Origin of the sequence: Bosea vaviloviae, from assembly GCF_001741865.1 — a bacterium.
Classification (GTDB): Bacteria; Pseudomonadota; Alphaproteobacteria; order Rhizobiales; family Beijerinckiaceae; genus Allobosea; species Allobosea vaviloviae.
Map to the genome: position 1 here is coordinate 5,407,221 of NZ_CP017147.1, position 18,624 is coordinate 5,425,844.

At 65.9% G+C, this 18,624-nt stretch carries 20 protein-coding genes and 1 other RNA gene; 11 read left to right on the forward strand and 10 right to left on the reverse strand.

The window, feature by feature from the left end; genetic code table 11:
* The first annotated feature begins 68 nt into the window (after positions 1-68).
* Both BHK69_RS24915 and BHK69_RS24920 read left to right on the forward strand, forming a co-directional pair.
* The gene (locus tag BHK69_RS24915) at positions 69-785 is read left to right on the forward strand and encodes an aspartate/glutamate racemase family protein (protein WP_069692457.1); all 717 of its coding nucleotides are present in this window, start codon (positions 69-71) and stop codon (positions 783-785) included.
* A gap of 132 nt (positions 786-917) precedes the next feature.
* Positions 918-1,310: a carboxymuconolactone decarboxylase family protein gene (locus BHK69_RS24920; RefSeq protein WP_069692458.1), complete on the forward strand. Its 393-nt coding sequence runs from the start codon at positions 918-920 to the stop codon at positions 1,308-1,310.
* Between the two features lie 231 nt (positions 1,311-1,541).
* Here BHK69_RS24920 and BHK69_RS24925 read toward each other — a convergent pair whose 3' ends face one another.
* Positions 1,542-2,195: a CPBP family intramembrane glutamic endopeptidase gene (locus BHK69_RS24925; protein ID WP_083269661.1), complete on the reverse strand. Its 654-nt coding sequence runs from the start codon at positions 2,193-2,195 to the stop codon at positions 1,542-1,544.
* Positions 2,195-3,004: a thymidylate synthase gene (locus tag BHK69_RS24930; protein ID WP_069692460.1), complete on the reverse strand. Its 810-nt coding sequence runs from the start codon at positions 3,002-3,004 to the stop codon at positions 2,195-2,197. Before BHK69_RS24930 ends, BHK69_RS24925 begins: the two co-directional genes overlap by 1 nt.
* 207 nt (positions 3,005-3,211) lie before the next feature.
* Between BHK69_RS24930 and BHK69_RS24935 the strand changes: the two genes are divergently transcribed.
* From BHK69_RS24935 to BHK69_RS24965, 7 genes are all read left to right on the forward strand, one after another.
* Entirely contained in the window at positions 3,212-3,523 is a 312-nt protein-coding gene (locus tag BHK69_RS24935) for a PepSY domain-containing protein (protein ID WP_069692461.1), read from the forward strand.
* 171 nt (positions 3,524-3,694) lie between these two features.
* The gene (locus tag BHK69_RS24940; RefSeq protein WP_158516270.1) at positions 3,695-3,970 is read left to right on the forward strand and encodes a PepSY domain-containing protein; all 276 of its coding nucleotides are present in this window, start codon (positions 3,695-3,697) and stop codon (positions 3,968-3,970) included.
* Positions 3,971-4,011: 41 nt separating this feature from the next.
* Positions 4,012-4,424: a transfer-messenger RNA gene (ssrA, locus tag BHK69_RS24945) on the forward strand.
* A 64-nt stretch (positions 4,425-4,488) separates the two neighbouring features.
* The gene (locus BHK69_RS24950; protein ID WP_069692463.1) at positions 4,489-5,130 is read left to right on the forward strand and encodes an SspB family protein; all 642 of its coding nucleotides are present in this window, start codon (positions 4,489-4,491) and stop codon (positions 5,128-5,130) included.
* 45 nt (positions 5,131-5,175) lie between these two features.
* Positions 5,176-6,570: a class II fumarate hydratase gene (fumC, locus tag BHK69_RS24955; RefSeq protein ID WP_069692464.1), complete on the forward strand. Its 1,395-nt coding sequence runs from the start codon at positions 5,176-5,178 to the stop codon at positions 6,568-6,570.
* A 14-nt stretch (positions 6,571-6,584) separates the two neighbouring features.
* A complete protein-coding gene (locus BHK69_RS24960) occupies positions 6,585-6,776 on the forward strand; it encodes a DUF4169 family protein (RefSeq protein WP_069692465.1) in 192 nt (63 codons plus the stop codon).
* Positions 6,773-6,997 carry a ribbon-helix-helix domain-containing protein gene (locus tag BHK69_RS24965; protein WP_069692466.1) on the forward strand — a complete coding sequence of 75 codons (225 nt, stop codon included), beginning with the start codon at positions 6,773-6,775 and terminating at the stop codon, positions 6,995-6,997. Before BHK69_RS24960 ends, BHK69_RS24965 begins: the two co-directional genes overlap by 4 nt.
* 97 nt (positions 6,998-7,094) lie before the next feature.
* Here the strand turns inward: BHK69_RS24965 and BHK69_RS24970 are convergent, their stop codons facing one another.
* Both BHK69_RS24970 and BHK69_RS24975 read right to left on the reverse strand, forming a co-directional pair.
* A complete protein-coding gene (locus BHK69_RS24970) occupies positions 7,095-10,700 on the reverse strand; it encodes an AsmA family protein (RefSeq protein ID WP_069692467.1) in 3,606 nt (1,201 codons plus the stop codon).
* 137 nt (positions 10,701-10,837) lie between these two features.
* Positions 10,838-12,277, reverse strand: coding sequence for an FAD-binding oxidoreductase (locus BHK69_RS24975; RefSeq protein ID WP_069692468.1), 1,440 nt, complete (start codon positions 12,275-12,277; stop codon positions 10,838-10,840).
* 250 nt (positions 12,278-12,527) lie between these two features.
* Here BHK69_RS24975 and BHK69_RS24980 point away from each other — a divergent pair, with 250 nt between their 5' ends.
* Positions 12,528-13,088, forward strand: a complete 561-nt coding sequence (locus BHK69_RS24980; protein ID WP_069692469.1) for a thioesterase family protein — start codon at positions 12,528-12,530, stop codon at positions 13,086-13,088.
* Positions 13,089-13,251: 163 nt separating this feature from the next.
* Here BHK69_RS24980 and BHK69_RS33645 read toward each other — a convergent pair whose 3' ends face one another.
* The gene (locus tag BHK69_RS33645) at positions 13,252-13,380 is read right to left on the reverse strand and encodes a hypothetical protein (RefSeq protein ID WP_280142021.1); all 129 of its coding nucleotides are present in this window, start codon (positions 13,378-13,380) and stop codon (positions 13,252-13,254) included.
* 26 nt (positions 13,381-13,406) lie between these two features.
* Complete coding sequence (locus BHK69_RS33650; RefSeq protein ID WP_244548313.1) at positions 13,407-13,667, reverse strand: cupin domain-containing protein; 261 nt, start codon at positions 13,665-13,667, stop codon at positions 13,407-13,409.
* Positions 13,668-13,725: 58 nt separating this feature from the next.
* Here BHK69_RS33650 and BHK69_RS24990 point away from each other — a divergent pair, with 58 nt between their 5' ends.
* Positions 13,726-14,199 carry a MarR family winged helix-turn-helix transcriptional regulator gene (locus tag BHK69_RS24990; protein WP_069692470.1) on the forward strand — a complete coding sequence of 158 codons (474 nt, stop codon included), beginning with the start codon at positions 13,726-13,728 and terminating at the stop codon, positions 14,197-14,199.
* Positions 14,200-14,534: 335 nt separating this feature from the next.
* On the opposite strand, the gene BHK69_RS24995 is transcribed toward BHK69_RS24990, so the two are convergent.
* From BHK69_RS24995 to BHK69_RS25010, 4 genes are read right to left on the reverse strand one after another with little or no spacing between them, the layout of a single operon-like run.
* Positions 14,535-16,088 carry an IMP dehydrogenase gene (locus BHK69_RS24995; protein ID WP_069692471.1) on the reverse strand — a complete coding sequence of 518 codons (1,554 nt, stop codon included), beginning with the start codon at positions 16,086-16,088 and terminating at the stop codon, positions 14,535-14,537.
* Complete coding sequence (locus BHK69_RS25000) at positions 16,072-16,623, reverse strand: ion transporter (protein ID WP_069692472.1); 552 nt, start codon at positions 16,621-16,623, stop codon at positions 16,072-16,074. The genes BHK69_RS24995 and BHK69_RS25000 overlap by 17 nt, the downstream gene beginning before the upstream one ends.
* Positions 16,624-16,668: 45 nt before the next feature.
* Positions 16,669-17,289, reverse strand: coding sequence for a class I SAM-dependent methyltransferase (locus tag BHK69_RS25005; RefSeq protein ID WP_069693940.1), 621 nt, complete (start codon positions 17,287-17,289; stop codon positions 16,669-16,671).
* 44 nt (positions 17,290-17,333) lie between these two features.
* Positions 17,334-18,584: a BtaA family protein gene (locus BHK69_RS25010; protein WP_069692473.1), complete on the reverse strand. Its 1,251-nt coding sequence runs from the start codon at positions 18,582-18,584 to the stop codon at positions 17,334-17,336.
* Positions 18,585-18,624: the final 40 nt, after the last annotated feature.

The following is an 18,624-nucleotide window of genomic DNA, read 5'->3' on the forward strand; positions in this document are numbered from 1 at the left end:
TATCTGCGCCGGCGCAGCCCATGAGCGGGATGCCTTCGGCCCCCCTCGCCTATCCCAGGACATCGCCCATGCAGCCCATGAAGAAGACCTATTACGGCGTCACCCTCGGCATCCTGATGGTGAAGAGCCATTTCCGCCGGTTCCATGGCGATATCGGCCATGCCGGCACCTGGTCGTTCCCGGTGCAGTACCGCATCGTCGCCGACGCCGTGCCGTCGCGGATGACGGAGATGCACAATGTCAGCCTGCTCGAGCCGTTCAAGGCCGCCGCCCAGGAGCTGATCGAGGCCGGCGTCGACGGCATCACCACGACCTGCGGCTTCCTGTCGATCTATCAGCGCGAGCTCGCCGATTTCTGCTCGGTGCCGGTGGCGACGAGCGCGTTGCTGCAGGTGCCGATGGTCGAGCGCATCATCCCCGGCAACAAGAAGGTCGGCATCCTGACCTATAATGGCGATGCCCTGACGGGCCGCTATCTCGAGGCCGCGGGCGTCGCCGCCGACACACCCGTCGTCGGCATGCCCCCGACCTCGGAATTCGTCCGCTCGATCCGCGACGGCGACGACAGCGTGCCCTTCGAGGTCTTGCGCGAGGAGGTGCTGGCGACGGCCGGCACGCTGATGACCCGGCATCCCGACATCGGCGCGATCGTCTCCGAATGCACCAATCTGACGCCGTTCAGCGCCGATATCGCGCAGCGCTTCCGCGTGCCGGTGTTCGACGCGGTGACCATGGTCAACTGCTTCCACGCCGCGCTGAAGCCGCAGCGCTTCGCACAGGACTGAGCCGGCCCCCCGCGGCGGGACGCAAAGCAGCGTCCACGGATTACGGGGTGATCGGCAGCGCCAGCTCAAGCCGGTCGCGATTGGCGACGCCGCCGGCTCCGACAGACAGATCGCCATCTGGAGGGAACCACCATGGGCAAGCCGACACCGATCGAATACGCCGATGCCTCGCCGGAGGTGCGCGCCGTATTCGACGACATCATGACTTCGCGAAACCTCAAGGACGTCAACAATTTCTGGAAATATCTCGCACGCGACCCCGTCTCGCTGCGCCGGACCTGGGAGAGCGTGAAGGAGGTCATGGCGCCCGGCGCCCTCGACCCGCTGGTCAAGGAGATGGTCTATCTCGCCGTCAGCGTGACGAATAGCTGCGGCTATTGCATCGCCAGCCACTCGGCGGCGGCCAAGGCCGGCATGAGCGAGGCCATGTTCGGCGAGCTCATGGCGGTCGTGGGCATGGCCAACGAGACCAACCGCCTCGTCAACGGCTATCGCGTCCCCATCGACGCCGCCTTCGATCGCTGACGGCCTGTTTGTGCAGGGTACACTCTAGATAGAGCTAGTGCTTTGTTTTAGCGCGCTTTCTCCGCGCAAACGCTTTGCGTTTGTCGCGAGGGAACCGAGGTTCACTTCTCTCGAAAACGCTGTCGTAGCCAGCAAATAGCCGTCCCGCCTCGCCCTGCCACTCCGCGATGTCGCTGAATGTGCAGAGCACGAGTCCGACCCCATCCGGACGGGCGGGACGGACGGCCAAGCTCATAGCAAAAGGCCTGCAACGACGACCGCCGCGTTCATTGAAGCATGAAGGAGGATCGGCAAGCCGACGCCGCCCGATTTTTCTCGCGCATAGCCCAGAAAAGCGCCGGCTGGGAGAACCGACACGACATGCAGAAGACCGTTCTCGATATGCAGCAGGCCGAAAGCCAGTGTCGTCGCCGCGAGCGTCGGAAAGGCCGGGAGCCGCTTGCGCAATGCCGTGAACAGCAAACCACGAAACAACAACTCCTCGACGATGGGCGCGAGCAGGACAGCGTTCGCAAGACCCAATAGCGACCGCTCCGAGGGCGACATGGCCTTGAGTTCATCAAGCGAACCAAAGATTCCCGAAACGGCCAGCGCTGCTTCAATCACCAGGACCGCAAGAAGAGCGGCCAAGAACGCAAGCGGCACACGCCGTTCCTGTGGCCATGAGACTGCAAGCGCCTCGCGCCAGGACCGGTCGCTGGCGATCCGGCTTAGGACCAGCGTCGCAATCCCGGTCGCCAGGAAGAAGGCTGCCTCGCGGGCGTCAAAACCAACGGCGCGGCCGGTGGATATCGTTGCCAGAAAGGCAAATGCCGCCACACCGGCATAACCGGCAGCAACCGCGGCTAGAACCTTGCCAAAAGGCAATGCCGATGATGGCGGCATCAGACCGCGATCGGCGCCTTGATCGCCGGATGCGGATCGTAGCCTTCGATGAGCACATCCGCGAAGGAGAAATCCTCCAGTCGCTTCACATCCGGATTGAGCGTCAGCTTCGGCAGGGGGCGCAGCTCCCGCGTCAATTGCAGCCGGGCCTGGTCGACATGGTTCACATAAAGATGGGTGTCGCCGAAGGAATGGACGAAATCGCCCACCGCCAGCCCCGTCACCTGCGCCACCATATGCGTCAGCAGCGCGTAACTCGCGATGTTGAAGGGCACGCCGAGCAGGACATCGGCCGAGCGCTGGTAGAGCTGGCAGGAGAGCTTGCCGGGCCCATCCGTCGAAGGCTGGACGAAGAACTGGAACAGGCAGTGGCACGGCGCCAGCGCCATCTTCGGAATGTCGGCCGGGTTCCAGGCCGAGATGATCAATCGGCGCGAATCCGGATTGCGCCGGATCTCGCTGACCAGCCAGGCGATCTGGTCGATCGTCGTGCCGTCGGGCGCGGGCCATGAGCGCCATTGGCGGCCATAGACGGGGCCGAGATCACCGTTCTCGTCGGCCCATTCGTCCCAGATCGTGACGCCGTTTTCCTGCAGGTAGCGCACATTGGTGTCGCCGCGCAGGAACCAGATCAATTCGTGGATGATCGATTTCAGATGCAGCTTCTTGGTCGTGACGAGGGGAAAGCCCTCCGCGAGGTCGAAGCGCATCTGATGCCCGAACACCGCAAAGGTGCCGGTGCCGGTGCGGTCGTCCTTGCGGACGCCTTCGGTCAGGACGCGGTTGAGAAGGTCGTGATATTGGCGCATGGCGAATCTCGTGAGGCCAGACAGTTTAGCCGCTTTGCTTCGGGCGCGCCGCACCGTCAGCAGCGACTGTCCCAAGCTTTCTCGGCATGGCCTTCTGCCCGGCTTGCCCCATCAGGTGCCCTCCCGAACCGACTTCGCCATCGCCATGCCGGAACAAAGCCATGAAGCGGTGTTTCCCTCCGGCAAAATAGCAGTAGGGAGAAAGCAATGCCGCTTTATCGCGCGGCGTCCGCCTGGGCGCTCGCAGGCACGCTGATGTTGCAAGCGGGCATCGCCGCCGCCCAGCCGGCTGCCCCGAATCAACCCGGCGAGCCGGGCATCTCGATGAGCGAGGCCCGCCGCATCGCCATCGACAACGGGATGGTGCGGATCGAAGAGATCGAGCTCGAGGACTGCCTCTGGCAGCTCAACGGCAGCGACAATATCGGCGCCGACATCGAGATCGACCTGCGCGCCAGCGATGGCAAGGTCGTCAAAATCGAGCGCGACGACCCGCTCTCCGCCGCCGCGCCGCCTTGAGCGGCAAGGTTTCCTAGAGCGGCATGGCCTCCGCGCGACGTTCCCGCTCACGCGATCGGGAAACGACGTGAACCATGAACGACCCAGCCGCCTTCAGACCGGCCACAATTCCAGGGATTTATCCGCTTCGATCGATGGGGCGTCGCTGGAGGCCCGTGTTGGAGGCATATGATGAATTTTCGCGGCCGGATGACCGGATTGGCGCTATTGAGCGCCGGCGTGGCGATGGCGGCGCCGGCTCTGTCCATGACGTCGAATCAGCCCCCTCCCGGCAAGCCGGCGCTGCTCTCCGAGCATGGCGCACGCCAGATCGCCTGGCGTTTCGGCATCACCCATGTCGAGGAGATCGCACGTTCCGGCGGTCGCTGGGAAATCGCCGGGCGGGACCGGGACGGGAACGAAACGGTGCTCGATATCAGCGCTTATGACGGCCGGATTCTCGACTGAAACGAGGGCCTGGGAAATTAAGCCGGCATGGCTCGCGTTCCTCTCTTTCCCCGCAGGCTTGCAGCCCCTATATTCGCTTTGCCGTTCGCAAGACCGGCTATGGCGATAAACGGACGTCGTAATAAGCCTTTCGGACCCGGGGGCGGTACCCGGCGCCTCCACCACAGCCCTGCGGCGCAAGCTTTGGGGCGGCCTGCGGGATCTTGGACCGCGGGCTGGCCAGGTCACTCAAGTGGCAGGGTTGCGGCGGGGGCGAAATAGGATCGACGAGGGTGTAAAGGCCGTTCTTTTGCTCGGTATGGTTCCGCCGTTATAGGGCTAACGCATAGTTGCCAACGACAACAATGCTCGGGTCGCTGTCGCCGCGTAAGCGGTGCTGGTTCCCAAACCTAAGTCCTTCCGTTTAGCGACGTAAGGCGGGGCTCGGAGGCGCCTGGCAACAGAAGCCTCCACTTTTTTATGCAGGCCTGCCGGCTGTTCCCGCCGGAAGCGCGAAGCGGAAACGGATTCTCGACACGATGGCAAAGGATATTCTTCGCTACGATCTCATGGTGCAGGAGGCACTCAAGGGCGTCGTGCGCAAGATTCTGACCGAGGCCGGCCGCGATGGCCTGCCCGGCGACCATCATTTTTATGTCACCTTCCGTTCCACCGCGCCCGGCGTGCGGCTGTCGCAGCGCCTGCGCGACAAGCATCCGGAGGAGATGACGATCGTCCTCCAGCACCAGTTCTGGGATTTGAACGTCAGCGAGCATTCCTTCGAGGTCGGGCTGTCCTTCTCCGGCGTGCCCGAGCGCCTGCTGGTTCCCTTCGACGCGATTACGACATTCTTCGACCCGTCCGTGCAGTTTGGCCTGAAATTCGAGGCGCAGGACGCCGTCGAAGGTGCAGTTGTCGAGGACGACGCGCCAGGCACAGGCAAGGCGCCGCGCGGCGCCGGCTCCGAGCCCAGCGTCTCCCCGCCCGCCCCCATCGCCCTGCCCGCCAAGGTGACGCCCGCCGGCGTTCCCGCGCTCAAGCTCAAGCCCGCAGAGCGGGATGCCGAACCGGCAGCCAAGACCTCCGGCAAGGCGAGCGCCAAGAAGGCCGAGACGGATGAGGGTGAAGAGGCCGGCAGCGCGCAGGTCGTCAGCCTCGATGCCTTCCGCAAGAAGACCTGACGCACAAGAAGACCTGACCCACCCGAAAACCTGACGGCGCGCCCCATGTCCGAGACCCGCACCGAAACCGATTCCTTCGGGCCGATCGCCGTGCCTGCCGATCGTTACTGGGGCGCTCAGACGCAACGCTCGCTCGAGAATTTCCGTATCGGCGGCGAGCGCGAGCGCATGCCCCTGCCGCTCATCCACGCACTCGTGCTGGTCAAGAAGGCCGCCGCCCATGTCAATGCGCGTCTCGGCCTGGTCGAGCAGCGCGTCGCGGGCGCGATCGGCCAGGCTGCCGACGAGGCGCTCAGCGGCAAGTTCGACGGGCATTTCCCGCTGGTCGTCTGGCAGACCGGCTCGGGCACGCAGACCAATATGAACGTCAACGAGGTGCTGGCGAACCGCGCCAACGAGCTTCTCGGCGTCGGCCTCGGCGCGAAGAGCCCGGTCCATCCCAATGACCACGTCAATCGCGGCCAATCCTCCAACGACTGCTTCCCCACCGCGATGCATATCGCTGCCGCGCTCGAACTCTCCCGGCTGCTGCTGCCGGCGCTGCGCAACCTCGAAAAGGCGCTGCAGGCCAAGGCCGAGGCCTTCAAGGACCTGATCAAGATCGGCCGCACCCATCTCCAGGATGCGACGCCGGTTACGCTCGGCCAGGAATTTTCGGGCTACGCCGCGCAGATCCATCTCGGCATCGGCCGCATCGAGGCCTCGCTCGGTGGCCTCTATGCGCTGGCGCAGGGCGGCACGGCGGTCGGCACCGGCCTCAACACCCATCCCGATTTCGCCGTGCTCTTCGCCAAGGAAGTCACCGCCTTGACCGGCCTGCCCTTCCGCACTGCCGACAACAAGTTCGAGGCCCTGGCGAGCCATGGCGCGCTGACTGCGGCGCATGGCGCGCTCGCGGCGCTGGCGTCGGACCTGTTCAAGATCGGCAACGACATCCGCCTGATGGGCTCCGGCCCACGCTCGGGGCTTGGCGAGATCAGCCTGCCGGAGAACGAGCCCGGCTCCTCGATCATGCCCGGCAAGGTCAACCCGACCCAGGCCGAGGCGCTGACCATGGTGGCGACGCAAGTCCATGGCAATCAGGCGACGATCGGCTTCGCCGCGAGCCAGGGCCATTTCGAGCTGAACGTGTTCAAGCCGGTGATCGCCAGCGCCTTCCTGCAATCGGTCCGGCTGCTGGCGGACGCAGCCGCGAGCTTCCAGGCCCATTGCGTTGAAGGCATCGTCGCCAATGAGGACCGCCTGACGGAGCTGCTCTCGCGCTCGCTGATGCTGGTCACGGCGCTGGCGCCCGCCATCGGCTACGACCAGGCCGCCGGCATCGCCAAGGCCGCCCATCACAATGGCACGACCCTGCGCGAGGAGGCCCTGCGCGCCGGCGTGTCGGGCGAATTATTCGACGCGACGGTCAAGCCCGAGCTGATGCTCGGGCCCGCCTGAGCACGGAGCGCGCCATGGCCGAGATCATCAATCTCCGCCGCGCCCGCAAGCAGCGCGCCCGGCAGGACGCCGAGGACCAGGCGCAGCAGAACCGCGTCGCCTTCGGCCGCAGCAAGGCCGAACGCAGCCTGAGCGAGGCCGAGCGCGACAAGGCCATTCGGGAACTCGACGGCCACCGGCTCGACGGCGACGCCCCAAAGCGATGAGCCGCGAGCGCAAACACTCGCTCTCCATCGCCGGCCACCGTACGAGCGTCTCGCTCGAGGATCCGTTCTGGACCGCCCTGAAGGAGATCGCGGCAGCCGAGGGGCGCACGATGGCAGCGCTGATCGTCGAGATCGATTCCCGGCGTGAGGGCAACAACCTCTCTTCGGCGCTGCGCCTGCATGTGCTCGCACATTACCGCCGGCTCGCCGCCGGGACGTGAGCGACGCGACACATAAAAGCGCTGCAATCCCAGCGCCTTGCAGCGCAATTTTGAATCAAATTACCAGCGACTTGAATCACTTTGCCAAGAACTTGAATCAGTTTGGCTGGACGCTGCGCGAAAGTGGCCGCGGCACGGATTCAATTGCCACCGGAGGCGGCAGGGGCGGCACGAAGCCGCCAGGCCTCGTCGGCTGAAGCTCAGGCTCTGGGAAATTCATGCGCGGCGCACCGGGCAGCACCAGCGGGCCGGGCTGTTGCGGTTGCGGTTGCGATGCCCCGCGAGCCGCAGCCGCCCGGGCGCGCTCCTCGGCCTCGGACCGGCCACGCCCCTCCTGCTCCTGCCGGGCCTGTTCGGCCCGCTTGCTGTCCTCGGCCTTCTTCTCCTCGGCTATGCGACGCAGTTCCTCGAGACGCTTTGCCTCCTCCGCCCGCTTCTCCTCGGCGAGCCTGCGCTCTTCCTCGGCCTTGATGAACTCTGCGAGCTTGCGCTCGTTCTCGCGCATCTCGCGCTCCGCTCGGAGCCGCCGCGAGTTTGCCGCCCGCTCGCGCGCATCGGCCTCGAAGGCTTCGACACGCTCGATCTCGCGCGCCAGGGCGCGGGCGGCGACGGCATTGGACAGCGCCCCGACATCGGTCTCGCGCTGCGGCGCCGAGAGCGGTCCGCGCCAAGTGACGCCGATCTGCGGCGCGTCGGTCGGCCAGCCCTTCGGCAAGCCTCCAAGCGGCCGCAGGCCCAACCGCAGATCGGCGCTCAGAGCACGCAGGTCGATGAGGCCGGTCGTCTCCGCACGCAGGCCGCTGCGCTCGAAGCTGAAAGGTTGCAGCCGCGCGAGCCCGCCGGCCAATGTGAAGGGCAAGGTCACGTCGCCCAGCGCCCAGACGCCGCGGTCGAGCGCCTCGCCGAGGCGGCCCTGCAGCCGCGCTGTCTCGCTCTCCGAAGCGTCTTCGCCCGTTCCGGCGATGACGCGCGAATAGGCTGCTGGATCGAACCGCGACAGGCTGGCGCCGGTCAGCGTCACGGAGCCGGCGCCGCCGAGTCCAGCGATCAGACGCGCCGGGCTTTCGCCGGAGCCGCCAGCCTCGACCTGACCCGACAGCTTGCCGCCGAGCGCGCCATTCGTCAGCGCCGCAAGATCGAGGCCCATCAGCCCGAGCCACCCCGAGAGCTGCGCCAGCCCGCCGTCGCGGCGCAGCTCGACACGGCCCGACAGGGTGCCGCCGCCATAGGCCCCCGTCAGATCCTCGATGCTCGCCCCGTCGCGGTCGGCCTGGAGCGTGAAGCGGGCGTCGCGCAGCGTGACGCCGTCGCTTGCGAAGAGCGAGGCGGCCTCGATCGCGAGCTTGAGATCGCCGAGCCCGACGACAGGTCCAAAACGGGCGGTCGACCAGGTCGAGCCCGCCGCCGCCGGGATTGCACCCAGCGCGCCGCCGAGCAGGGCACGCAGATCCAGGCCCGGCAGCGACAGCCGGCCCGACAACCCGCCATCGCGCGCCAGGACGACAGCCCCCTTCGCACTGACGCCGCCGAGATTGGCGACGAGATCGTCGAGCATGACGCCATCGGGATTGAAGCCGACGCGACCACTCGCATCGAACAGCCCGTCCGGTATCAATCGCGCCGGCCCTTCGGGCAGGATCTGGCCGGGACGGTCCGCCTGCAGGCTCAACCGCGCGGCATTGCCCCCCTCGCCTTCCAGCACCAGCGAAAGGCCGGGCCCCGCGAGCGAACCCATCAAACGGCTGGGCTGTTGCTCCAGGGTGAAACGGCCGGCCCCCCCGAGCTGCGGCGCGGGCAGACCCAGCGCCGCGAAGACCTGGCGCCGGTCGCTCATGTCGAAGCGCAAACCGGCATTGCGCCAAGCGCCGGAAGGGTCGAGCCGGCCATTGAGCGCAAGCGCACCGGCCTGCGCCGTACCCTCGGCCGCGATCCCGGTCTCGCCTCCGACTGAGCGTGTCAGGCGAAAGCTCGCATCCAGCCGGGAGAGCCCATCGCCTGCGCGTGCCAGCGCCTGCCGGGCCAGTTCCGGCAGCAACGGACCAGCCAGCGCGGCCAATGTCTCGAAGCGGGGTGCGCGGATGCGGCCGGAGATCTCGCCGCCCTCGGCCAGCAACGCGCCCGAGCCCGTGACCGCGACGCCGCCGAAGCCCTCGATCGCAAGCCGGCTGAGCCGCCAGACCGCGCCCTCGCGGCGCAGGTCGAGGCTGGCCGAGCCCGCAGGCGCATTGCGGAAGCGGGCATTGGTCAAGGCGAGATCGAGCGCGAGATCGCGCCCGCCGACGAGCCCCGAAAAACTCTCAGCCGGAGGCAGCATGTTGAGGTCGAGACCATTGAGCGCGAGCTTCGCCGCCAGGCGCTCGGGCACGATATCGCCGGAGCCCTCCAGCCTGAGGCCCGATGAGCCCGTCACCAATAGGCGTTCGAAGGCGACCCACCCGCCATCCCAGGCGCCCACCGCCTCGGCGTCGATCTGGCCCAGCCCGGCGACGAGATCGGCCAAAGCCGGGTCGAGCCCGGCCCGTGCGAGCACGAGCGCGACACGGCGGGAATCCTCGGCCTTGAGATTGAAACGGCCGGCAATACCCTTGGCATCCGCAGCCCCGGTCGCCCCGACCAGCGCGCCCGCGACCCGGACGGAAGCGGCGGCACTGCTCAAGCCGCCTTCGTCGAGCCGCCCACGCAGCCCGAAGGCCGAGAAATCCTCGCCGCGCCAGATCAACTGGTCGAGGTCGAGGCTGATATCGAACGGGCCGGGCAGCGCGTGGAGCGAGTGCTCGAAACCGGCGCGTTCGGAGAGCGCCTTCATCAGCGCATCGAGATCGAGCCGGCGCGCCCTGAGCGCCAGCGAGCCTGTCCCGCCCGCTGGAAAAAACTGACCCTCGCCTTCGAGCCGCGCCGCGCCTCCGCCGATGTCGAGCACCAGGCCGGCGAGGTCGAGCTGCTTGCTGCCGCCGCTGACGCGTCCGGCCAGGCTGAGCGCGCCGCCAGGCGACAGCGTGAAGGCTCCCTCCAGCCCGGCGCTGACGCCGTCCTGAACGGCCGGCAGCAGGAAATTCCCGTCGAAGCCGATCTGGATGGCGTCGCCCGTGATCGAGGCCTTGGCGCGCAAGCGGCCATCGGGCTCGATCGCACCAGTGGTGATGCGCAGCGACGAGCCCGCGACTTCGCCCTCGATCCGCCAGGGCCCAGCGAGGCTGACGGCGGAGACTTCGGCCGCCACGGGCATCAACGTCACCGGCGCCTTGCCGGCATCGCGCCAGATCAGCGCCGAGCGCCGGATGCTGAGCTTGTCGAGGCTGGTATGCGCAGGCAGGCCGCTGCCAATGCTTGCCGGGAGACGGACAGCTCCCGCCTCGTCGACGACGATGGAGAGCGTCGCGCCCTCTGCCTGCGCGTCGGCGAAGCGGAATTCGCCGCGCGCCAGGGCCGACAGCGCCAGCTCGACGGTCAACTGCTCGACGGCGACCGAGCTCGCCGCCTCGGGCGCGCCGCCGACCTGGACATCGCTCAGGGTCAGGCGCGGCGACGGCAACAGGCGCAAGCCGATGCCGCCGGCGACGCGCGTCTCGACGCCGAGCACAGAGCTGAGCCGCGCCTCGATCTGCGGCCGGTAGCCTCGCCAGTCGACGAAGCCCGGTCCGATCAAGGCGGCAAGCAGCGCCAGCACGAGCAGGCCGGCCAGGACTGTCAGAGTCTCACGCAACGGCGGGCTGTGTCCTCGTCGTTTCGGGTCCAGGCATGTCAGACTTCGGCATGTCAGGCCTCGTGATCATGCCGCCACGTCGCGGCAAGATCACGACATTTCGCTCCCGGGAAGCAGCTTTGCACGGCCACGGCGTCTCACAGCGCGATGATCTTGCCCGGGTTGAGGATGTTCTGCGGGTCGAGCGAGCGCTTCAGCGTCCGCATCACCGCGAGCGCCGGCGCGCCGTGCTCGGCCTCGAGATATTTGATCTTCTTCTGGCCGACGCCATGCTCGCCGGTGCAGGTGCCGCCCATGGCGAGCGCGCGCTTGACCAGGCGGTCGATGAAGCCCTGGCTGCGGGCGACCTCCTCGGGATCGTTCAGGTCAACGATCGGCTGAGTGTGGAAATTGCCGTCGCCGACATGGCCGGCGATCGGCGCGATCAGGCCCATGGCGTCGATGTCGCGCTTGGTCTCCTCGACGCATTCAGCCAGGCGCGAGATCGGCACGCAGACATCGGTGGCAACGGAATCGAAGCCCGGCCGCAAGGCCTTGGCGGCCCAATAGGCATCGTGCCGCGCCTGCCAGAGTTTCGAGCGGTCCTCGGCCTTGGTCGCCCAGTCGAACGGGCCGCCGCCATATTCGGCCGCGATCTCGCCGAAACGCTCCGCCTGCTCCTTCACGCCGGCTTCCGAGCCGTGGAACTCGACGAAGAGCATGGTGGTCTCGAGCAGGCCGAGCTTGGAGTGCAGGTTGACGCCGCGGATCATCACATCGTCGAGCAGCTCGATGCGCGCCACCGGCAGCCCGGACTGGATCGTGACGATGGTCGCATCGCAAGCGGCCTTGACCGAGGGAAACGGGCAGACGCCGGCCGAGATCGCCTCGGGAATGCCGTGCAGCTTCAGCGTGATCTCGGTGATGATGCCAAGCGTGCCCTCCGAACCGATGAGCAGACGGGTGAGATCGTAGCCGGCCGAGGTTTTCCGCGCCCGCGTCGAGGTCTTCACGATCGAGCCGTCGGCCATCACGGCGGTCAAAGCCAGGACATTGTCCTTCATCGTGCCGTAGCGCACGGCGTTGGTGCCCGAGGCCCGCGTCGCCGCCATGCCGCCGATCGAAGCGTCGGCGCCGGGGTCGATCGGGAAGAACAGGCCCTGATCGCGCAGGTTCTCGTTCAACTCCTTGCGGGTGACGCCCGCTTCGACCACGCAGTCGAGATCCTCGCCATGGACAGCGATGATCCGCTTCATCTGGCTCATATCGACGCAGACGCCGCCAAAGGGTGCGTTGACATGGCCTTCCAGCGAGGTGCCGGTGCCGAAAGCGATGACGGGCACGCCATGGGTGCCGCAGAGCTTGACGATCTCGGCCACTTCTTCCGTGCTCTGCGGGAACACGACGGCATCGGGCGGCTGGTTCGGGATCCAGGTCAGCGTATGGCCATGCTGCTGGCGCACCGCCAGGCTGGTGACGAGCCGGTTTCCGAAAGAGGCCGCCAGAGCGCGCGTCACGGCCGCAACGGCCTCGGGCGAAGGCGGCAGCGTTGCGGCTGAAGCGGGGGTGTCATGAAGGGCAGCGGCGGGCAAGCTCATTGTCAACATCCGGTTCTAGCGCTTAGACTTGGAACTGTTCGGTTTCGCAGATGGTTACGATCTCGACACCAGCATGGCGAAGCAGGCTCTCTTGCCTCACTGCCGGGCTGACGGCAAACAGGATTGGTGCATAGTAGACCATGCCGACACGGAATGGGCAGCCGCAATGACGCGGTTGCGGATTGATCATCATCTACGTGTCGCGGACGGGCTGCCCCCGTCGGTGTGGCGTTGAGTAGGGAGGGCGACCGTGAAAGACGATATCCGCGCTCCCGCGCTGTTCTTCGCACCCTTCGTCTCGTCGGCCATGCGGGTCGAGCCGCAATGGATCGACTATAACGGCCATCTCAACATGGCCTATTATCATGTGCTGTTCGACAGGGCCGTCGACGAGGTGTTCTCGCTCGTCGGGCTGAACCAGAACTATCTCGAGACGCGCCACGCCTCCTGCTTCACGGCGGAATGCCATGTCCTCTACAAGCGCGAACTGACTGAGGGCGACCAGGTCCGCGTCACGGCGCAACTCATCGCCTTCGACGACAAGCGGCTGCACTACTATCTCGAAATGCGCCACGCCCATGAAGGCTGGCTCGCCGCCACCAGCGAGAACCTCTCGCTCCATGTCGACATGACGAGCCGCAAGGTCACGCCCTTCCCGCCTGACATCCTGGCCAATCTCGCACTGATGAAGGCCTCCCACAGCATGATGCCGCTGCCCGCCACGATCGGCCGGATCATCGGCATGCCCAAGCGCACCGCAATCACGGTCGCGGGCATGACCGGCGAACGCGAGACCGAGACCCGGCATTAAGCTGGGTCCATGCGTCGTTCCGGAGCAGGCCACAGGCCTGATCCGAAGCAGGGCGCGGACTCAGGAGCTCGTCAGCTAGCTAAGCCGTTGTCCCTCCCGAACCTCTGGGAAGTCCGGATGGTCGCCTCAGCGCCGACATCGCGCATCGGCTCAACAACTTTAACTAAGCGGGGACGAGCCCGTGGCGCAGCATGACCTCTTTCGCCTTGGCCAGGTCAGGCTTGCCTGGCACGTTGATAACCTCGGCGATCTCTTCGAAATAGCCGCGTCCAATCGTTCCCGGGGTGATCACGGCGAGAGCCTGCGCCGTGCCCTCGGTCAGGTTCTCGTGATGATGGAGCCGCGAGGGATGAAGACAGCATCGCCGACACCCAGCTCCTGCTTGCGACCATCGACGGTGATCATCATGACACCCTCAAGCCCATAAAGGATTTCGTCTGCATCCCGGTGGTAGTGGGGCGCGGGCACGCGGGCGTGGGACGGCACAGTGAACTCAAACACGGTGGCGCCCGCACCGGTCACCAGGAACCGCAGCTCCAACTGCCCGATCCGCACAATATCGCGACCATTCGCTTCCATCGTCGACCCCTCTCTTGTAAAGTAGCTTTACAACAAAATGTAAAGTGACTTTACAAACATGTCAATCTCCGAGCGAGCGCAATCTGATAGCAGCGCCCAGGCGCACCCTCCCTTCTTTGGCGCCCTGCTCCGCATGACCTGGCAGGGCGTGCGCGACCGGATGCTGGACGCCATCCACCAGGCCGGCTTCAGCAATTTCCAGGAAGCTCATTTCGCCGTGTTCTCCTATCCCCCTCCTGATGGCATCAGACCATCGGAGCTGGCGCGCCAAAAGCGGATGTCGCGGCAAGCGATCAATTACCTGGTCAGCCAGCTCGAGGAGCTTGGCTATGTCGAGCGGCGCGCTTGTGAGGGAAACGACCGTCGCCTGATCTATCTCAGCGCAGACGGACGCCAGATCATCGAGACGATGTTCAACTGCTTGCGCCAGCTGCACGCGGAATGGGCCGAGGATATCGGCCAGGACCGTTTCGAGATCTTCCTCGATGTCTTGAGGCAGCTTTCCGTCAAGGCGCAGGAACACAGGTCTTAAAGGTCGGCCGATAGACGGCCAGCCTGGCAACTCCGGGCAAGACGGTGCCCAGGTCAGATAGTGCCCAAGTCATAGTGCTCGAGTCATAGTGCTCGAGTCATGGGCGCGCCTCATTTACCGCGCTCACAACAACCTGCATGTCCGGCTCTGCCGTAAGCTGGATTATGCCGCATAGCCGAGCTTGGCGGCCGTCATGGCTGCTTTCGACGATGCGGCGGTCCGGCATGATCGGAGCGCTTCGACAATCCCAAGCAATCGTAACCAGCGGCGCAATGCTTCAATCGGAGGTAATCCGACTCTCGCCGGGTGGCCGGAGGGCCTGCCCAAGCAAGCCGCTAACTCTCGACCGGCTCGCTGTGGACATCCTTCAGCACGACGTCGTGGGCGCCACCCTCGCGGATGCTGACCGCCGAGGCCACAGTCAGCCGGGCACGTTGATAGAATTCGCGCAGCGTAAGCGCACCGCAATTGCACAGGGTCGATCTGATCTTGGCGAGGCTCGCCTCAAGATTGTCCCGGAGCTTGCCGGCATAGGGCACGTAGCTGTCGACACCCTCTTCGAACATCATTTTCTTTGTCTTGGCCAGATCGCCGCCGCTGCCGTGGTCATAACGCTGCCAGTTGCGCGCGCGGTTGCTGCCCTCGCCCCAATATTCCTTCATGAACTGGTTGTTGATCTGCACCTTCCGGCCCGGCGCCTCGTCGAACCGCGCGAAGTAGCGGCCGAGCATCACGAAATCGGCGCCCATCGCGAGCGCCAGGGTGATGTGATAGTCTTGGCTGATGCCACCGTCGGAACAGACCGGCACATAGATGCCGGTCTCCTGGAAATATTCGTCGCGCGCCTTGGCCACTTCGATCACCGCCGAGGCCTGGCCGCGGCCGATGCCCTTCTGCTCGCGTGTGATGCAGATCGAGCCGCCGCCGATCCCGACCTTGACGAAATCGGCACCTGCTTCCGCCAGGTAGCGGAAGCCCTCCCGGTCGACGACATTGCCTGCACCGACATGACCCTGGTCCGGATAGGTCGATTTGATGAAGGCAATCGCGTCCGCCTGCCATTCCGAATAGCCGTCGGACGAATCGATGCACAGCACGTCGGCGCCGGCGGTCAGCAAAGCCGGAACGCGTTCGCGGTAGTCGCGCGTGTTGATGCCCGCGCCGACGATCAGCCGCTTGTCGCGATCGACGTTTTCCAGCGGGTGTTCCTTGTGGGCGTCGTAGTCTTTGCGGAAGATCAGGTAACGCAGGCGCTGTTCCGCATCGATCACCGGCAGGCAATTGACCTTGTGTTTCCAGATCAGGTCATTGGCCGCCGGCAGGTCGATGCCGATCTCGGCGCAATGGATGGCGCTGAGCGGCGTCATGATCTCGGCTACCGGCGTGGTCGGCGCGGTTTTGCCGCGGCGATAGTCGCGGCTGGTGATGATGCCGACCAGCTTGCCAGTGGCCGTGCCGTCATCGGTGATGGCGATGGTCGAGTGACCGGTCCGCTCGGTCAGGGCCACAACATCGGCAAAGGTCGCCTTCGGCGGCAAGTTTGAATCACTCACGACGAAGCCGGCTTTGTAGTTCTTGACGCGTCCGACCATGGCCACTTGGTCTTCGATGGCCTGCGAGCCGAAAACGAAGGACAGGCCGCCGCAGCGCGCCAGCGCGATCGAAAGCTCTTCGCCGGAGACCGACTGCATGAGCGCGCTGGTGACAGGAACATTGATCGTCAGCGGGGACAGGCTGGCCTCGGGCAGGCCAGCGTCAGGGTCCGCCTTGAAGCGCACGACCGGTGCCGACAGCTTCACCCTTTCGGGCAAGCAGTCCTTGGCGGTCAGGTTCGGGATGAGGAGGTATTCGCCGAAAGTGCGGCTCGGTTCATCATAGATGTAGGCCATGTCGTCGGATATTGCACAACGGATGGTGTGTCAATCGTCGACATCTCGGCCACGTGCTCGGCACCGAGGGCGTTGCGCCCTCGGCGTTGACGCCAGATCTCGCGATCGAATGGGGCGGCGATTGCCAACGACACCGAAGAGCCAGATCACGCTGGGAGAAAGACCACAGCCTCAAGATTCGCAGGAAGCCGAAATTTTCGAGCCATTGCGGCGCCAGCAGCGTCGCCAGGATGAACAGATCGAGCACCATGCTGGGCTGGCGCAGAAGCCGCAGAGCACTGGACGCGGCCAGCAGCCGCGCCGTGATCTCTACCGCGACGATCGTGGCGATCGCATAATCGGCCCAGAGAAAAACTGGTCTGTCGCGGATCAGCGGCGTCGCGATGAAGAAGGCGACGATCAGCAGATCGACGACGATGATCGCGAACTGGAAGCGCACCGCCACCGGAGAGCGTCCGTGATAGAGTTGGCGCAGACGGTCGCACAGGCGATCGAGCCCGCCCGGACCGTGCATCTCGGAGAGCTTCTGATCCATTAGCACGCGCTATACCACGCAGGCAGGCAGGCCGCAGCATGCAGCTCAATGAGCGGCGCGTTCGACCACGGCCTTGATCGCATAGCCGCGAAAGAGCGGAATGGTCCGCCCCTGAAATCCCTCTGCGTCCGCCAGGGCGGCGATGACGGCCGGCATGTCGCGGCGCGGCGTGACATGAAACAGCGCCAGCCAGCGATTGAGCAACGCCCTGAACGGCGCCGGAAGCCCGGTCTGGTCGCCGAAATCGACGATATGCAGCGCCCCGCCCGGTGAAAGCCGCTGCAGCGCCGCTTCGATGACCGCCCTCCAGGGTGGAATCATCGACAATGCATAGGAAATCACGATCCGATCGAAGCCCGCCTGGCCAAACAGCGCCTCGGGGTCGAATGCCGTGGCATCGGCCTGCGCCAGATGGATCCGGTCGGACAGGCCTGCCCGCGCTACGGCCTGCCGCGCCGTCGCCAGCATCTCGGAGGAGACATCGAGCCCGTAGCAGAGCCGGCCGGGATAGGCCTGCGCAATCTTGATCAGGTTGCGCCCGGTGCCGCAGCCGACTTCCAGGATGCTGCCGCCTGCGGGCGGCGCCAGCCCGGCAATGAGTTCGTCACGACCGAGCAGATAGAATTTCCGGCTGGCGTCGTAGATATGGCGCTGATGCCGATACATCGCGTCCATCAGCCCGGCCGCCTCGCCGCGCGGCAGGTCGAGGCTCACGCGGCGCGCTCCGGCAGGACATAGAGGTGGAACGCGCCATAGATCGAGGAGCGGTCCTGCGCGCCGAGCTCGTGGCTGCGCGCCTCCTGATATTGCCATTGCCCGAGGATCGTATCCGGCACGCGGCCGGGCAGCAGGCGCTCATCGGCCGCCGTGCGAAAGATCACCCGCGCGCCGGGCCTGGCCGTGCGCGTGATCTGCGACCAGAGCGCGGTGAGATCGGCATCGTTCATCCAGTCCTGCGCGTCGAGCAGCACATAGGCATCGCAGCTCTCGGCCCGCTGGCGCTCCAGGAAGGCGGTGATCGCGCTCTGGTGATAGGCGACACGGTCCGCCCGCGCCTTCACGGCGGCGAAATTCCCGCGCTGCAGATAAGGCGGCAGGGCCGCGTCTGGCCCCGATTCATAGCCGCGCCCGAAGGCCTGGCGAGCAAAGTAGTTGGTCTTGAGATCGAAGCCGCAGGCGAGCCGCTCCAGCCGGTGGCGCAGCACGCCGCGAATGCCATCATCGCCATCGCCGGCCAGCGCCTTGTATTGCGCCGGCGGAATGCCGAGCCCGTAAAGCGAGGCCGGCTGGCGCACCAGCCAGCGTACCAGCCGCTTGTCGAAGACCGGCGCGAGATGCCGGTCGAACAGCACGCGCTGCTCGTCCATGCTGCGCGCCTTGAGCATGATGCGCGGATCGCAGCCGAGCGTGCGCCCCAGCAGATGGCCCGCCCCGATGAAGCGGCCGAGCAGGCCATAACGATAGAAATTGCGCGCGAAGAGATTGATGCGGCGTCGTCCGCTCAGGTCGCGCCCCTCCCAATAGGCGCGCGAGACCGGGTCGAGATGCGGCGCGATCTCGCTGTCGTACAACGCGACATTGCTGCGCGACTGCGCCTGCCCGAAGAAGCGCAGCACCTCGTCATGGCCCTGCATCCGCGCGAAGGCAGCGAGCTTGAGCTTGCCGAGCGCGATATGGGCGCCGTTGAGGTCGATCGCGCTGATCCGGCCGGGATCATCGGCGAGATAGGACAGGATGTTGCAGGAGCCCGAGGCGATGGCGACGACATGGTCGCTGGGCTTGAGCTGCAGCGCCGCCATGTCGACGACCGGGTCTTCCCAGATCTGCGGATAGACCAGGCCGGAAAAGGCGAGCGTGAACATGCGTTCGAGCACGCCCGCCTTTGAGAGCGGCTTGTTGCGATGGACCGCCGAGGTCAGCCCCGATGCCGTCTCCCGCCGAACCGCGCGCGCCGTCTGCATCGTCTGAAGCCCCTTGGTCGGCCCATGGTGATGGCGAGCC

Excerpts from the sequence above, each read along its gene's own strand:
- BHK69_RS25000 (WP_069692472.1), bottom strand. The coding sequence starts at position 16,623 with ATGGATCAGAAGCTCTCCGAGATGCACGGTCCGGGCGGGCTCGATCGC.
- BHK69_RS24950 (WP_069692463.1), top strand. The coding sequence starts at position 4,489 with ATGGCAAAGGATATTCTTCGCTACGATCTCATGGTGCAGGAGGCACTC.
- BHK69_RS24940 (WP_158516270.1), top strand. The coding sequence starts at position 3,695 with ATGAATTTTCGCGGCCGGATGACCGGATTGGCGCTATTGAGCGCCGGC.
- BHK69_RS24925 (WP_083269661.1), bottom strand. The coding sequence starts at position 2,195 with ATGCCGCCATCATCGGCATTGCCTTTTGGCAAGGTTCTAGCCGCGGTT.
- BHK69_RS24990 (WP_069692470.1), top strand. The coding sequence starts at position 13,726 with ATGTCAATCTCCGAGCGAGCGCAATCTGATAGCAGCGCCCAGGCGCAC.
- BHK69_RS24935 (WP_069692461.1), top strand. The coding sequence starts at position 3,212 with ATGCCGCTTTATCGCGCGGCGTCCGCCTGGGCGCTCGCAGGCACGCTG.
- BHK69_RS24995 (WP_069692471.1), bottom strand. The coding sequence starts at position 16,088 with ATGGCCTACATCTATGATGAACCGAGCCGCACTTTCGGCGAATACCTC.
- BHK69_RS33650 (WP_244548313.1), bottom strand. The coding sequence starts at position 13,667 with ATGGAAGCGAATGGTCGCGATATTGTGCGGATCGGGCAGTTGGAGCTG.
- fumC (WP_069692464.1), top strand. The coding sequence starts at position 5,176 with ATGTCCGAGACCCGCACCGAAACCGATTCCTTCGGGCCGATCGCCGTG.
- BHK69_RS25010 (WP_069692473.1), bottom strand. The coding sequence starts at position 18,584 with ATGCAGACGGCGCGCGCGGTTCGGCGGGAGACGGCATCGGGGCTGACC.
- BHK69_RS24920 (WP_069692458.1), top strand. The coding sequence starts at position 918 with ATGGGCAAGCCGACACCGATCGAATACGCCGATGCCTCGCCGGAGGTG.
- BHK69_RS24930 (WP_069692460.1), bottom strand. The coding sequence starts at position 3,004 with ATGCGCCAATATCACGACCTTCTCAACCGCGTCCTGACCGAAGGCGTC.
- BHK69_RS24960 (WP_069692465.1), top strand. The coding sequence starts at position 6,585 with ATGGCCGAGATCATCAATCTCCGCCGCGCCCGCAAGCAGCGCGCCCGG.
- BHK69_RS24965 (WP_069692466.1), top strand. The coding sequence starts at position 6,773 with ATGAGCCGCGAGCGCAAACACTCGCTCTCCATCGCCGGCCACCGTACG.
- BHK69_RS24975 (WP_069692468.1), bottom strand. The coding sequence starts at position 12,277 with ATGAGCTTGCCCGCCGCTGCCCTTCATGACACCCCCGCTTCAGCCGCA.
- BHK69_RS24915 (WP_069692457.1), top strand. The coding sequence starts at position 69 with ATGCAGCCCATGAAGAAGACCTATTACGGCGTCACCCTCGGCATCCTG.
- BHK69_RS25005 (WP_069693940.1), bottom strand. The coding sequence starts at position 17,289 with ATGTATCGGCATCAGCGCCATATCTACGACGCCAGCCGGAAATTCTAT.